This window comes from Streptomyces sp. MJM8645, assembly GCF_001625365.1.
In the GTDB taxonomy this organism is placed as follows: Bacteria; Actinomycetota; Actinomycetes; order Streptomycetales; family Streptomycetaceae; genus Kitasatospora.
The window spans coordinates 4,693,871-4,706,868 of the sequence record NZ_LJJF01000001.1 but is presented as its reverse complement, the minus strand read 5'-3'; the positions used below and the strand labels follow the sequence as shown (position 1 = coordinate 4,706,868).

General features: G+C 71.7%; 15 protein-coding genes. 6 read left to right on the top strand and 9 right to left on the bottom strand.

Going from position 1 to position 12,998, the window contains the following annotated elements:
* Window positions 1-518 precede the first annotated feature (518 nt).
* Both A6F73_RS20345 and A6F73_RS41560 read left to right on the top strand, forming a co-directional pair.
* Window positions 519-1,451 carry an LCP family protein gene (locus tag A6F73_RS20345; protein WP_244293658.1) on the top strand — a complete coding sequence of 311 codons (933 nt, stop codon included), beginning with the start codon at window positions 519-521 and terminating at the stop codon, window positions 1,449-1,451.
* Window positions 1,452-1,492: 41 nt separating this feature from the next.
* Complete coding sequence (locus A6F73_RS41560) at window positions 1,493-1,945, top strand: hypothetical protein (protein WP_063349114.1); 453 nt, start codon at window positions 1,493-1,495, stop codon at window positions 1,943-1,945.
* A 34-nt stretch (window positions 1,946-1,979) separates the two neighbouring features.
* On the opposite strand, the gene A6F73_RS20335 is transcribed toward A6F73_RS41560, so the two are convergent.
* From A6F73_RS20335 to A6F73_RS20325, 3 genes are all read right to left on the bottom strand, one after another.
* A complete protein-coding gene (locus tag A6F73_RS20335) occupies window positions 1,980-2,537 on the bottom strand; it encodes a hypothetical protein (protein WP_063349113.1) in 558 nt (185 codons plus the stop codon).
* Window positions 2,538-2,780: 243 nt separating this feature from the next.
* On the bottom strand, window positions 2,781-3,251 hold the full coding sequence (locus A6F73_RS20330) for an NUDIX domain-containing protein (RefSeq protein ID WP_063349112.1): 471 nt from the start codon (window positions 3,249-3,251) through the stop codon (window positions 2,781-2,783).
* 4 nt (window positions 3,252-3,255) lie between these two features.
* Entirely contained in the window at window positions 3,256-3,999 is a 744-nt protein-coding gene (locus A6F73_RS20325; protein ID WP_063349111.1) for a helix-turn-helix domain-containing protein, read from the bottom strand.
* A 222-nt stretch (window positions 4,000-4,221) separates the two neighbouring features.
* On the opposite strand from A6F73_RS20325, the gene A6F73_RS42235 reads away from it, so the two are divergent.
* Both A6F73_RS42235 and A6F73_RS20320 read left to right on the top strand, forming a co-directional pair.
* The gene (locus A6F73_RS42235) at window positions 4,222-4,374 is read left to right on the top strand and encodes a hypothetical protein (protein ID WP_167745869.1); all 153 of its coding nucleotides are present in this window, start codon (window positions 4,222-4,224) and stop codon (window positions 4,372-4,374) included.
* A 12-nt stretch (window positions 4,375-4,386) separates the two neighbouring features.
* Complete coding sequence (locus tag A6F73_RS20320) at window positions 4,387-5,559, top strand: protein-L-isoaspartate(D-aspartate) O-methyltransferase (protein ID WP_167745868.1); 1,173 nt, start codon at window positions 4,387-4,389, stop codon at window positions 5,557-5,559.
* 125 nt (window positions 5,560-5,684) lie between these two features.
* Here the strand turns inward: A6F73_RS20320 and A6F73_RS20315 are convergent, their stop codons facing one another.
* Window positions 5,685-6,179: a peptidylprolyl isomerase gene (locus tag A6F73_RS20315; RefSeq protein ID WP_063349110.1), complete on the bottom strand. Its 495-nt coding sequence runs from the start codon at window positions 6,177-6,179 to the stop codon at window positions 5,685-5,687.
* A 148-nt stretch (window positions 6,180-6,327) separates the two neighbouring features.
* Here A6F73_RS20315 and A6F73_RS20310 point away from each other — a divergent pair, with 148 nt between their 5' ends.
* Complete coding sequence (locus tag A6F73_RS20310) at window positions 6,328-6,720, top strand: MerR family transcriptional regulator (protein ID WP_063349109.1); 393 nt, start codon at window positions 6,328-6,330, stop codon at window positions 6,718-6,720.
* A 32-nt stretch (window positions 6,721-6,752) separates the two neighbouring features.
* On the opposite strand, the gene A6F73_RS20305 is transcribed toward A6F73_RS20310, so the two are convergent.
* The 5 genes from A6F73_RS20305 to A6F73_RS20285 form a co-directional block, all read right to left on the bottom strand.
* The gene (locus tag A6F73_RS20305; protein ID WP_063349108.1) at window positions 6,753-7,202 is read right to left on the bottom strand and encodes a MarR family transcriptional regulator; all 450 of its coding nucleotides are present in this window, start codon (window positions 7,200-7,202) and stop codon (window positions 6,753-6,755) included.
* Window positions 7,203-7,276: 74 nt separating this feature from the next.
* Complete coding sequence (locus A6F73_RS20300; protein WP_063349107.1) at window positions 7,277-8,869, bottom strand: alpha/beta hydrolase; 1,593 nt, start codon at window positions 8,867-8,869, stop codon at window positions 7,277-7,279.
* Window positions 8,870-9,002: 133 nt separating this feature from the next.
* Entirely contained in the window at window positions 9,003-9,671 is a 669-nt protein-coding gene (locus A6F73_RS20295; protein WP_063349106.1) for a class I SAM-dependent methyltransferase, read from the bottom strand.
* 30 nt (window positions 9,672-9,701) lie between these two features.
* Window positions 9,702-10,184 (bottom strand): GNAT family N-acetyltransferase, encoded by a 483-nt coding sequence (locus A6F73_RS20290; RefSeq protein WP_063349105.1) that lies wholly within the window; start codon window positions 10,182-10,184, stop codon window positions 9,702-9,704.
* A 117-nt stretch (window positions 10,185-10,301) separates the two neighbouring features.
* Entirely contained in the window at window positions 10,302-11,468 is a 1,167-nt protein-coding gene (locus A6F73_RS20285) for an acyl-CoA dehydrogenase family protein (RefSeq protein WP_063349104.1), read from the bottom strand.
* Window positions 11,469-11,649: 181 nt separating this feature from the next.
* Between A6F73_RS20285 and A6F73_RS20280 the strand changes: the two genes are divergently transcribed.
* Window positions 11,650-12,987, top strand: a complete 1,338-nt coding sequence (locus tag A6F73_RS20280; protein WP_063349103.1) for a UDP-glucose/GDP-mannose dehydrogenase family protein — start codon at window positions 11,650-11,652, stop codon at window positions 12,985-12,987.
* The last annotated feature ends 11 nt before the right edge of the window (window positions 12,988-12,998 follow it).

Genomic DNA, 12,998 nt, shown 5'->3' with positions numbered 1-12,998 from the left:
CCCGTGCATCAAAACTGCTACAAGCGACCTGGTGAGTACCCCGGGGGGAGTCAGCACGAGCGGGGTCGGGCATCCTCGACGACATGAACACGTGGCAGGAGGGCCGCCCGGGAGGCGGCGGGAACCCGTACCGAGACGGGAACCCGTATGGGGGCGGCGGCAACGGCGGCGCGTACGGGCGCGGCGGGGGCGGCGGGGCGGCCGAGCCGCCGCTGCCGTCGTCGATGAACCCGCGCGGGCCGGGTGCGCCCGCGCCACGACAGCCGGAGCCGTCGCGGCTCGGCGGCGTCCCGCCGCAGGGTCCGGGCGGGCAGCCCGGCGGCCGCCCCGGGGGGCCTGGTGGGCCTGGGGGCCCCGGTGGTCCTGGTGGTCCTGGTGGTCCTAACGGCCCCGGGGGTCCCGGACGGCCGGGTGGGCCCGGGGGCCCGGGCGGCGCCCAGCCGGGCGGTATACAGACCAAGCGGTGGCCGCGGCGCCGGATCGTCAAGTGGTCGGTCTTCGGCCTCCTGATCGCCGTCATGGTCACCGCCGTCTCGACCTGGTTCTGGGCCGACTCCAAGCTCAACCACGAGAACGTGCTCGCCGACTACCCCGGCCGCCCGCCGGCCGGCAAGGGCACCAACTGGCTGATCGTCGGCTCCGACAGCCGCCAGGGCCTCACCGACTCGGAACAGGACGACCTGCACACCGGTCACGACACCGAGGGCAAGCGCAGCGACTCGATGATGGTCCTGCACGTCGGGGACAACGGGAACACCCTGATGAGCATCCCGCGCGACTCCTGGGTGCCGATCCCCGAGTACAAGAGCAGCAGCGGCAAGACCCTCAAGGGCACCACCTCGAAGATCAACTCGGCCTTCGGCAACGGCGGCGGCCGCCTCCTCGTCCAGACCGTCGAGCTGAACACCGGCATCCGCATCGACCACTACGCCGAGATCGGCTTCGCCGGCTTCGTCGGCATCGTCGACTCCATCGGCGGCGTCGAGATGCACATCGACCAGGACCTCAAGGACAAGGACTCCGGCCTCGACCTCAAGGCCGGCGACCAGACCCTCAACGGCAAGCAGGCCCTCGCCTTCGTCCGCCAGCGCCACCAGATGGCCGACCAGGACCTCGGCCGGATGCGCAACCAGCAGAAGTTCCTCGGCGCCCTCGCCCACCAGGCCGCCTCCCCCGGCACCGTGCTGAACCCGTTCACCTTCTACCCGCTGGTCGACTCCGCCCTCGGCACCCTCATCGTCGACGACGACGCCGGCCTCACCGACCTCGGCTCGCTCTTCCTCGCCATGAAGGACGTCAACGGCGGCGGCGGCAAGACCCTGACCGTACCGATCGGCAACCCGGACTACCGGACCAAGACCGGGGAGTCGGCGGTGCTGTGGGACGCCGCCAAGTCCAAGCAGGTCTTCGACGCCTTCAAGAACGACACCGCGGTACCGGACATCAAGTAACCCCTTGTGACGTGAAGTAGCCGCGCCGCCACAATGGGTGGATGTCACTCGTCACCGCGCTCGTCTACCGCCGCCGCCACCGCCTCCTGGGCCGCCTGGTCCAGGAGGCGCTCGCGCTCTACGGCATGGAGGTGCCCGCCGCCTGCGAGATCGGGCCCGGGCTCGTCGTGTTCCACCGTGGCTTCGGCACGGTGCTCCACCCGTACACCACCCTCGGCGCCGGCGTGACGCTCTACAACGGGGTCACCATCGGCCGGGCCGACCCGTGGGTGCCGCAGGAGCGGAGCGCCATGCGGCGGGTGGTGGTCCAGGACGGCGCGGTGCTGTGCGCGGGCGCCAAAGTGGTGTGCAAGGAGGGCGTGCTCACCGTCGGCGCCGGCACCGTCATCGGCGCCAACGCCGTGCTCACCCGCTCCACCGGGCCCGGCGAGATCTGGGCCGGCGCCCCCGCCCGCAAGGTCGGCCTGCGGGACGGGGCCCGGACGGCGGCCTGACCAGCCGACGGGAGCAGGCCCGTACCGCAGTCGCCTAACCCGCCTGCGGGAGCAGGCCGGTGCCGCACTCGGGGAAGCGGACCAGCCACTCCCCCTCGCCGCCGGCGGCCTCGGTGGCACCCGCGTAGCCGTAGTGGATCAGCCGCCCCTCGCCGCCCGCCAGCCAGCGGGCGCCGGTCAGGTGCACGGTCAGGGCCGCCGGGCGGTGCGGATCGGGCCGCTCCAGCACCAGTTCGTGCTCGGCCTCGCCCGGCCGGAAGGCCACCGCGGTCTCCGTGGTCGGCCGGCGCGGGCTGCCGCCCTCCCGGTACGTCCAGTACGCGGCCACCGTCACGGTGAGCGCGCCGTCCACGCCGCCGGCGCCCGGCCGCACGTACTCCTCGTCCGGCACCCAGCGCGAGTGGTGGCGGATCTCCTCCGGCCCCCAGCGCTCGTCCCAGCGCACCCAGTAGCCCGCCACCCGCTTGACCGTCATGACCTCGCAGGCGACCCGCACCGCGATCCGCGCCGGATTGACCGGCTCGCACGAGGCGAGCGAGACCACCGTCACCTGCTCGTACGTCACCGCGCCGTCGTCGGCGTCCTGTTCCATCGGTGAACCACCTTGCCGGAGTGTCGAGTTCGCCGCGGCTCCGACCGCGCACGGAGAGCCTAGAGCGACCGCGCCGGCGCACGCAGTGATTGCCCGGTTCCGGCCCGCCCGCCCACCCACCCGGCTACCCTGCCCCCGCACTCCGGAAGCCGGTCGAGGCCGAAGTGGTCCAGCTAGGGCACCAGCGCCTCGGGGCCGGTGAACCGCCGCTCGGTGCGGGCGCCGTCCGGCGCCTCGGCAGACCTAGCCGAGGTAGGGAATCGCCCTGTTCGCCAGGAAGTGCTGAAGCCGGAGGCGCTGAGTGTGGTGCATCGGCAGCCCTTCGATGTCGCCCGGCGCCACGAACCGGACGTCCGTGGACTCATCCGAGATCCGCAGTTCCCCGCCCGTGATGCGCGCGGTGAAGCAGACGTTGAACTGCTGCCGGACTTCGCCGTCCGAGTAGGCGATCACGTGCCGGGGGTCGGTGTACGTGCCAACCAGCCCGGTGATCTCGACGTCAAAGCCGGTCTCCTCGCGGACCTCCCGAACGGCCGTGCCCGGGAGCGACTCACCAAGGTCCATCGTTCCACCCGGTAACGCGTACAGCCCGTTGTCGGTGCGTCGTTGGAGGAGGATGCGCCCTTCGTCGTCCGTCACCACGGCGGACGCTGCCACTACCAGCCGATTCGGTTTGGGCGCGTCGGGATCGTCGTAGAACTCGGTCCGTGCCACGTGATCAGCTCTCCTCAACCGGTCGGGCGGTGCTCCACACTGCGTCGAAGCTCGCAGCATAGGTGTCGAACAGCGTCCCCAACCCGGTCCGGCGCAGGTGCCACACCGGGGCTCCGAAGGCGTTGACTCCCCACACATGCGCGTTCACCAGCACCTGGTCGTCCGCCCGGTAGAGGCTGTTGTACAGCGTGGTTCCGTGGGTGCGGATCTCGATCCCCGGCGTGCCGAGCAGCGGGCGGTAGTGCAGGAGGGCAAGCCGGCATCGGGACTCGATACCGTGACCGAACTTCTCCTCCTCTCCGCGCCGACTGACGTTCCCGCTGTCGGCGTCGCCGAGTGCGATCCGAACCGCGCAACCATCGGCAGCGCGTTCCCGAAACAGATCGTTCAGCCGGGGGTACGCCTCGTGGAGGAAGACAGCAGCGTAGACAAGCACGTCAATGCGTTCGGCGGCCTGCCCGAGCAGGCTCACGAAGACGGATACCGGCAGGTCGGCGCGCTGTTCGTAGAGCGCCACCAGTTCAGGGCTCATCGCCCTTGCGGCACGTGGCTGCCGCAGACTCGGCCACAGTGCGAACATGTCTTCCCCCAGCGCTTCGGCCGCCAGACGGGCCGTCGCCAACCTGGGCGTCCGGTTCTGATTGGCCCATCGCTCAACCGACTTGATGTCCACGCCGACCTTGCCCGCCAGAGCGGCGCACGTCCAACCAGCCGACGTCATAACGGCTTTCAGCCTCTCGTTCGGCATCTCGCCTGCCTCCCCGCAAAGCCGGACTCCTACAGGGACGTTGTACCGCGTGGGGGACGTTCTGAAGTGTCCCTTCCACGAGGTTCCACCGTCCTGGGGTGTTGTCAGATCTTGGTGACAGTTCGGAATCCGGGGAAGCAACAGCCGGAACGGGCCCGCAACGCGCATGACAGGAAGAGGGAACCCCATTCTTCCTGACCGACAACACGATCGGGGAAGCACATGCCCACGTTCGGCGACAACGGGAAGCACAGCGGCGGCCAGGGAGACGGAAAGGGCGGCGGCCAGCAGGACGACAGCAGCAGCGGCAACAAGCACGGTGGCGGCGGCAGCGACGAGGGCGGAAACACGTCCGACGGCCGAGGCCCGGCGTAGGGTCGCCAACCAGTGATCGAGAAGCACGAAGCGAAGGCCGGTCGGACCCGGCTGGCCTCCGCGCTCATCGCGAACGGGTCCCTCACTTCGGACTGGTTGGCGCCCTACAACGACGTTCCCCGCCATTGGTTCGTGCCGGACGTCGTTTGGCCGGGCCGGGCAGACGGCGTGCGCCAGGGTGAGGCCGTGCACCGGTTCGCCGACCCTGCGAAGTGGTGGAACGCCGTCTACTCGGACGTTCCGCTGACGACGCAGTGGGACGACGGCGACCACACCGGAGCCGACCGGGGTGTCATGCCGACGTCATCCAACTCCATGCCCACCATGGTGTTCTCCATGCTCGCCGCCCTGGAGGTGGAGGACGGAAACCGAGTGTTGGAGGTCGGCACCGGAACTGGGTGGAATGCAGCACTCCTGTCTCACCGGCTCGGTTCGGACAACGTCGTCACGGTGGAGGTGGACAAGACCAGCGCCGGCGACGCGCGGTGTCGTCTCTCGCGAGCCGAGTACTACCCGACGTCCGTCGTCGGCGACGGGGTCGAGGGATATGCCACGGGCGCTCCGTACGACCGGGTCATCGCCACCTGCTCCGTCGGCCGGGTACCGCACGCCTGGGTGAACCAGGTCCGACCTGGCGGGGTGATCGTCGCCCCGTGGGGACCGGAGTACGGCGGGGAAGCCGTGGTACGGCTCAAGGTCAGCGCCGACGGCACGGCGCACGGCCGGTTCGTCGGGTCGTCCGCCTTCATGCGGCTGCGTCGGCAGCGCGCCTCCCGGCCGAACAGCCTGGAGTACCTGTCCGGGCCATGGCCGGCGGACGGGACCGAGTCGACTACAGGTGTCTCCCCGGACGACGTTGGCAGTTGGCTGGCCATGTTCGCCGTTGGGGTGCAGGTGCCCGGGGTGTTCCCGCTGGTTGAGCGGTACGCCGATGGCACGTACACGTTGTGGCTGCACGACACGGCCATCACGTCGTGGGCCACCGTCGACTGGGAGCCTGGCCGGCACGACTACGAGGTGGTGCAGTCGGGCCCCCGGAGCCTCTGGGACGAGGTGGAGGCAGCCTGGCACTGGTGGTGCCGCCACGATCGACCCGGCTTCGACCGCTTCGGCCTCACCGTCACACCCGGTAGTCACACGGTGTGGCTCGACAGCCCAGAGAATCCGATACCGCTCCGAGGCTGACCGCCGTCCCGCCCGCCTCAAGCCCGGAACCGTACCGAAAACTGCCACCGCCCCGGGGTGGGAAGTCGACTGATCAGACTTCCGCGGCCGGGGCGGTGTGCGGTTTCGAACTGATGAACCGGTGACTACTCGACGATGCCGGACTTGGCGATGGTGACCTTCGCCGAGGTGCGGCCGCTCTGCGAGCCGAGCTTCTCGACCGCCGTCACGACGTCCATGCCCTCGACGACCTCGCCGAAGACGACGTGCTTGCCGTCCAGCCAGTCGGTGACGATGGTGGTGATGAAGAACTGCGAGCCGTTGGTGTTGCGGCCGGCGTTGGCCATCGACAGCAGGCCCGGGCGGGTGTGCTTGGCCTGGAAGTTCTCGTCGGCGAACTTCTCGCCGTAGATGCTCTTGCCGCCGGTGCCGTTGTGGTTGGTGAAGTCACCGCCCTGCAGCATGAACTGCGGGATCACGCGGTGGAAGCCGGAGCCCTCGTAGCCGAAGCCGTTCTGGCCGGTCGCGAGCTCGCGGAAGTTGCGGGCGGTCTTGGGGACGACGTCGTCGTACAGCTTGAAGACGATGCGGCCCGACGGAACGCCGTCGATCTCGATGTCGAAGAAAACGTTGGAAGCCATGCAGGGATCATGGCACGACCCGTCGGCCGACGCGCGTCACCCCCGGCACGGCGCCGGGTGGCGGTCCCGTGTTATCCGGCCGGTGCGAGGGCCGTGGAAGCTAACATCGGCGTCAGGTTCAAGCGGTCACGGCGACGGGGTGGGCGGCATGCGGATCGGTGAACTGGCCCGGCGGACGGGCGTGAGCGAGCGCTCGCTGCGCTACTACGAGCAGCAGGGCCTGCTGGCCGCCCGGCGGACCGACGGCGGGCACCGGGAGTACCCGGAGCCGGCGGTGGACCGGGTCGTGCTGATCCAGGAGCTGTTCGCGGCCGGGCTGCACAGCCGCACGATCTACAAGATCCTCCCCTGCATGCGCGACTCCGACGGCGGCCCGAACGAAATCGCCACCCCGCTGCTGGTCGAGGAGCTGGCCTCCGAACGGGACCGGATCGACCGGATGGTCACCGACCTGCTCCGCTCCCGCGACGTGCTGGACGAGGTGATCGCGACCGCCTCCGGCCGGCCGCGGGCCGGGGCGGCGGAGGCCGACCCGGTGTAGCCGACCCGGTGTAGCGGCCCGGGGCCCGGGGCTCAGGCCTTCAGCTTGCGCCAGACCGCCTCCAGGGCCGCGATGTCGCCCTCGTCGAGCCGGTCGGTGAAGACCGGCGCGAGGACGGCCCGCCGGGTGGCGTCGGCCTCGGCGAAGGCGGCGCGGCCCTGCCCGGTCAGTTCGATCCGCACCGACCGGGCGTCGGAGGCGGAGGGCGTGCGGGCCACCAGGCCGCGTGCGGCCAGGGCGTCGACCACCCGGGAGACCTGGCTGCGGCTGAGCATCGTCTTCGCGCCCAGGTCGGAGGCGGCGACCGGTTCCTGCTGCCCGTTGAGCCAGAGCATCACCTCGAACCAGGACAGCGACAGCCCGTGCACCCGGGTGAGCTCGCGGTCCACCTGGGCGGCGAGGGTGGTGCCGGCCCAGACCAGGCCGTAGAAGGCGTGGTCCCGCTCGGACAGCGGGCCCAGGGAGAGGTCGGCACGGTTCATGACGTTCATCGTACCGAGGTGCGTGCGCGTGCACGGATTCCGCGCACGCGCACGACCAGGGCCGCCGGGCAGGGCTAGAACGCCTGGTGGTCCGGCTCGCAGACCGTGCCGGGTGGCGGGAGCTCACCGCTGACCAGGTACCGCTGCTCGCGGTCCCAGGCGCAGGCGCTCGGGTTGCCCAGCGCCGTGTGGCCGTAGCCGCGGACGGTCAGCAGGCGGCCGCGGGCGAGGGTGTCGGCCAGCGCGCGGGAGCCTTCGTAGGGCCAGGCCGGGTCGCCGGTGAGGGCCACGACCAGGATCGGCGCGGAGGTCGGCCGGTTCCACGGGCCGGTGTAGCGGTCCCGGGCGGCCTCGGCCGGCCAGGCGGCGCAGCGCTGGTTCTGCCAGACCAGGTACGGGCCGGTGGCGCCCGCACGGGCCCGGGCGAGGGCGGACAGCGCCGGGTAGGTGGTGTCGGCGGCCGGGTCGGCACCGGAGGCGGGCGGGTTGACGGTGTCGGCGCAGAGCGCCCCGAGGGTCTGCGCCTGCTTGGGCTGGCCGCCGGTCGGCAGCGGCGCCGAGGCGTCCGGGGCGGCGGTCCACAGCTGCTGCAGCAGTCCGCCCAGCGCCGGCCAGCCGGTGCCGGGGGCGTTCGGCACCGGGGTGGCGGCGTAGAGCATCGGCAGGACGGTGGAGGCGGTGGAGGCCTGGTCGAAGGTGACCGCCGCCGGAGGGGTGCCGAGCGTCACCGGCGTCCGGCCGAGCCGGTCGAGCAGTTCGGCGAACTTGGCGCGGGTGGCGTCCCGGTCCGCCGCCGCGAAGGCGCAGGCGGTGGGGCCGGCGTCGGCGCACTGGTCGAGGAAGGCGTCGAGGGTGCGGGCGCCGGCGAGGTCGCTGCCGGTGCGCAGGAACGGCGGCAGGGCGCGCTGCTGCGGCGAGCGCCCGGTGGACCAGGCGACCGGGTCGGGGGCGCTGTCCAGCACCATCGCGCGCACCCGGGTCGGGAAGAGGTTGGCGTAGGTGGCGCCCAGGTAGCTGCCGTACGAGGTGCCGAGGTAGCTCAGCCGGCGGTCGCCTACGGCGGCGCGCAGCAGGTCCAGGTCACGGGCCGTGTCGGCGGTGGACAGGTGGGCGAGCAGGCCGGTCCGCTCGTTGTCGGCGCACTGGCGGCCGAAGCGCGCGTACGTCGTCGCCCAGGCCGACTCCTGGGCGGCGCCGACCGGGTAGCCGGCCGGCAGCCCGGCGAGCAGGCCCTGCTCGGCCGCCGCGTCCGGGAAGCACTGCGGCAGGGTGGAGTCGCCGACGCCGCGCGGGTCGAAGCCGACCAGGTCGAACCGCTCCCGCACCTGCGCCGGGAGCATCCCGTACACGGCGGGCAGCGCCTGGGTGCCGGGCACGCCCGGGCCGCCGGGGTTGAAGAACAGCGAGCCGATCCGGTGCGCCGGGTCGGTCGCGGGATGCCGGATGACGGCCAGCTCGACGGTGCGCCCGGCCGGGTCGCGGTAGTCCATCGGCACCGTGGCGCGGGCGCAGTCGAAGTCCGGTACGCAGGACCGCCAGTCCAGCCGGGGCACCGGGGCCGCCGCCGCCGAGGCGGCCGGGGCGGCCGGGGCGAGACCGGCCAGCAGCAGCCCGGCGACCGCGGCGGCACCGGTTCTGAAGGCGGAGGTGAGGCGGGGTCGGGGCATGGGGCAAGGCCTCCCGTTTCGGTGGACTGACGCGCAGTCACCAAGGCTCGGGGCACCCGCTGTCAGACCTCTCACACCCCACCGGCACCACTGTCATGCCGCTGTCACCGCCGCCCCAGACGACTCGGGCGGCTCAGGCCGGCTTGCGGGCCAGCAGGTAGGCCTGCGGGGTCGGCTGCACGCCCTCCTCCGGCTCGCGGAGCGTGCGGGAGGTGAGCCGCAAGCCGGCCGCGCGGACCAACTCCGCGATCCGGTCGGGTTGCTGGCGGCGGAAGTCCAGCGTCACCGGGTGGCCGAAGGGCTGGTCGATCCGCAGCGGCTCGTCACCGACCTGGAAGGCGAGCAGCAGGTGGCCGCCCGGGGCGAGCACCCGCGCGAACTCGGCGAACACCTCCGGCAGGCGCTCCGCCGGGGTGTGGATGATCGAGTACCAGGCGACCGCGCCGGTCAACTCGCCGTCGCGCAGCGGGAGGTCGAACAGCGAACCCTCGGCGAAGTCCAGCCCGGGGTACGTCGCGCGGGCCAGCTCGACCATCCTCGGCGACAGGTCGATGCCGCGGACGTCGAGGCCGAGGCCGTGCAGGTGGTGCGTCACCCGGCCGGGGCCGCAGCCAAGTTCGGCCACCGGGCCGTCCGCACGCCCGGTGCGGGCCGACTCGGCGCGGACCAGATCGGCGAAGGCCGCGAGCACCGCCCGGGACAGCGGTTCACCGGCCAGTTCGTCGCGAAAACGGTCGGCGTAGTCGACGGCGATGGCGTCGTAGAACGCCCTGGTCGTGGTGAGGAAGTCCGGCTCGGTCATGGTCCGGCACCCTACTCGTCACCGCCGACTCTAGGACGTGGCCGGCTCCAACTCCCGCTCCGCCACCGCCTGGTCGCCGCTCGTCTCGCCGGTCGGGCGGAAGCCCAGGCCGGTGTAGAAGGCGGCGGGGCCCTCCGGGCCGGGGACGTACGTGACGGTGGCGCGGGTGCCGCCCCGGCGGCGGATCTCGGCACAGACCTGCTCGACGGCGAAGCGGCCGTAGCCGCCGCGCTGCTGCTCGGCGTCGACGAGCAGGCGCCAGAGGCCGGAGCGGGGGCGGTCGTCCGGCTGCTCGGGGTTGAACCTGATGTCGAAGAACGCCATCACGAAGCCGACCGGCCGTTCCCCGTCCATGATCAGCCGGGGCCAGGCGGTGTCCCCGTGGGCGTACGCCTCGGCCAGCGACGTCGCCACCGGCGCGACCAGGGCCTCCTGGTCGGGGCGCACCTTCAGGGCGAGGGCGGCGTCGATGGTGTCGGGGGTGATCCGGGCCAGGCTCAGTGCGGAGGACATGGCGGGCAGCCTACGAAGCGGGGCCGCCCGCCGTCGCCCGCTTTTCGAGGCCGAGGCGCGGTCGGGGCCGAAGCGCGGTCGAGGCCGAGGCGCGGTCGGGGCCGAGGCGCCGTCCGGCTACGGCAGGTTGCGGGCCATGACGATGCGCTGGACCTGGTTGGTCCCCTCGTAGATCTGGGTGATCTTCGCGTCCCGCATCATCCGCTCCACCGGATAGTCCCGCGTGTACCCGTACCCGCCCAGCAACTGCACCGCATCCGTCGTGATCTCCATCGCCGCATCCGACGCGTAGCACTTCGCCGCCGCCCCGAAGAACGTCAGATCCCCGTCCCCACGCTGCGACTTCGCCGCCGCCGCATACGTCAACTGCCGCGCCGCCTCCAGCTTCATCGCCATGTCCGCCAGCATGAACTGCACACCCTGGAACTCCGCGATCGCCTTCCCGAACTGCCGCCGCTCCTTCACATACCCCTTCGCGTAGTCCAACGCCCCCTGCGCGATCCCCACCGCCTGCGCCGCGATCGTCACCCGCGTGTGGTCCAACGTCCGCATCGCCGTCGCGAAACCCGTCCCCTCCGCACCGATCATCCGGTCCGCAGGAATCCGCACATTGTCGAAGTACACCTCACGCGTCGGCGAACCCTTGATCCCCAACTTCCTCTCCGGCGCACCGAACGACACCCCCTCATCGCCCTTCTCCACCACGAACGCCGAGATCCCCTTCGACCGCAGCTCCGGATCCGTCACCGCCATCACCGTGTAGAACTCGGAGACGCCCGCGTTCGTGATCCAGCGCTTCACACCGTTCAGCACCCAGAAGTCCCCGTCCCGCACCGCCCGGGTCCGCATCCCCGCCGCGTCCGAACCCGCCTCCGGCTCCGACAGGCAGTACGAGAACATCCCCTCACCCCGCGCCAACGCCCCCAGGTACTTCGCCTTCAACTCCGGCGAACCCGACAACTGCACCGGCAACGACCCCAGCTTGTTCACCGCCGGAATCAACGAGGACGACGCACACACCCGCGCCACCTCCTCGATCACGATCACCGTCGCCAGCGCATCCGCCCCCGCACCACCGAACTCCTCCGGCACGTGCACCGCATGCAGATCACTGCCCCGCAACGCGTCCAACGCCTCCTGCGGGAACCGCCCCAGCTCATCCACCTCCGCCGCGAACGGAGCGATCTTCGCCTCGGCCAGCGAACGCACCGCCTCACGGAGCATCTCGTGCTCCTCGGAGATACGGAAGAGATCGAAGTCAGCCGCCCCTGCGCTGCCCGCCATGATGCCCGCCTCGTCCAGTGATCGAAGTCGATCCGGTGTTAACTACCGTTCAGTAGAGATCCTAGGGCTCCGACCTGCGGCTGCCTAGCGTCCCCGGCGTACGGGCGATCGAGGCCGGATCCGTCGGGGCGGATAGCATCAGAGGCACCCGTACAGGTCGAGTCCGCACAAAGGGGAACCCGTGACCCTCCGCATCTCCGTGATCGGCACCGGCTACCTCGGTGCCACGCACGCGGCCGCGATGGCCGAGTTCGGCTTCGAGGTGCTGGGCCTGGACATCGACCCCGACAAGATCGCCACGCTGACCGCCGGCCGCGTCCCGATGTACGAGCCGGGGCTGTCCGAGCTGCTACTCAAGCACGTCGCCGGGCACGAGGGTTCGACCGGCCGGCTGCGCTTCACCAGCTCCGTCCAGGAGGCCGCGGAGTTCGGCGACGTGCACTTCGTCTGCGTCAACACCCCGCAGCGCAAGGGCGAGTTCGCCGCCGACATGTCGTACGTCGACGCCGCGATCGACGGCCTCGCCCCGTACCTGACCCGCCCGGTCCTGGTGGTCGGCAAGTCCACCGTGCCGGTCGGCTCGGCGAGCCGGCTCGCCGAGCGGCTGGCCGCGCTGGCACCCGTCGGCGCGGGCGCCGAACTCGCCTGGAACCCGGAGTTCCTGCGCGAGGGCTTCGCCGTCCAGGACACCCTGCGCCCGGACCGGATCGTCGTCGGCGCCCACAGCGAGCGCGCCGAGCGGCTGCTGCGCGAGGTGTACGCCGAGCCGATCGCGGCCGGGGTGCCGTTCCTGGTCACCGACTACGCGACCGCCGAGCTGGTGAAGGCCGCCGCCAACTCCTTCCTGGCCACCAAGATCTCCTTCATCAACGCGATGGCCGAGGTCTGCGAGGCGGCCGGCGCCGACGTCACGCTGCTCTCCACCGCGCTCGGGCACGACGAGCGGATCGGCCGCAAGTTCCTCAACTCCGGTCTGGGCTTCGGCGGCGGCTGCCTGCCCAAGGACATCCGGGCGTTCATGGCCCGGGCCGGCGAACTCGGCGCCGACCAGGCGCTGACCTTCCTGCGCGAGGTCGACTCGATCAACATGCGCCGCCGCTCCCGGATGGTGGAGCTGGCCCGCGAGCAGTGCGGCGGCGGCTTCCTGGGCCGCCGGGTGGCCGTCCTCGGCGCCGCGTTCAAGCCCAACTCGGACGACATCCGGGACTCCCCCGCGCTCAACGTCGCCGCCCAGATCCAGCTCCAGGGCGCCCAGGTCACCGTCTACGACCCGAAGGCCGTCGACAACGCCCGCAAGATGTTCCCCTCGCTCGCCTACGCCGACTCGGCCATGGAGGCCGCCGAGGGCGCCCACGTCGTCCTGCACCTCACCGAGTGGGCCGAGTTCCGCGAGCTGGACCCGGCCGTCCTCGGTGCCGTGGTCGCCGAACGCCGCCTCCTCGACGGCCGCAACGTCCTGGACGCCGACGCCTGGCGCGCCGCCGGCTGGACGTACCGCGCCCTCGGCCGCCCCAGCTGACGCCTGCGGGA

Excerpts from the sequence above, each read along its gene's own strand:
- A6F73_RS20345 (WP_244293658.1), top strand. The coding sequence starts at position 519 with ATGGTCACCGCCGTCTCGACCTGGTTCTGGGCCGACTCCAAGCTCAAC.
- A6F73_RS41560 (WP_063349114.1), top strand. The coding sequence starts at position 1,493 with ATGTCACTCGTCACCGCGCTCGTCTACCGCCGCCGCCACCGCCTCCTG.
- A6F73_RS20335 (WP_063349113.1), bottom strand. The coding sequence starts at position 2,537 with ATGGAACAGGACGCCGACGACGGCGCGGTGACGTACGAGCAGGTGACG.
- A6F73_RS20325 (WP_063349111.1), bottom strand. The coding sequence starts at position 3,999 with ATGCCGAACGAGAGGCTGAAAGCCGTTATGACGTCGGCTGGTTGGACG.
- A6F73_RS42235 (WP_167745869.1), top strand. The coding sequence starts at position 4,222 with ATGCCCACGTTCGGCGACAACGGGAAGCACAGCGGCGGCCAGGGAGAC.
- A6F73_RS20315 (WP_063349110.1), bottom strand. The coding sequence starts at position 6,179 with ATGGCTTCCAACGTTTTCTTCGACATCGAGATCGACGGCGTTCCGTCG.
- A6F73_RS20310 (WP_063349109.1), top strand. The coding sequence starts at position 6,328 with ATGCGGATCGGTGAACTGGCCCGGCGGACGGGCGTGAGCGAGCGCTCG.
- A6F73_RS20305 (WP_063349108.1), bottom strand. The coding sequence starts at position 7,202 with ATGAACCGTGCCGACCTCTCCCTGGGCCCGCTGTCCGAGCGGGACCAC.
- A6F73_RS20300 (WP_063349107.1), bottom strand. The coding sequence starts at position 8,869 with ATGCCCCGACCCCGCCTCACCTCCGCCTTCAGAACCGGTGCCGCCGCG.
- A6F73_RS20295 (WP_063349106.1), bottom strand. The coding sequence starts at position 9,671 with ATGACCGAGCCGGACTTCCTCACCACGACCAGGGCGTTCTACGACGCC.
- A6F73_RS20290 (WP_063349105.1), bottom strand. The coding sequence starts at position 10,184 with ATGTCCTCCGCACTGAGCCTGGCCCGGATCACCCCCGACACCATCGAC.
- A6F73_RS20285 (WP_063349104.1), bottom strand. The coding sequence starts at position 11,468 with ATGGCGGGCAGCGCAGGGGCGGCTGACTTCGATCTCTTCCGTATCTCC.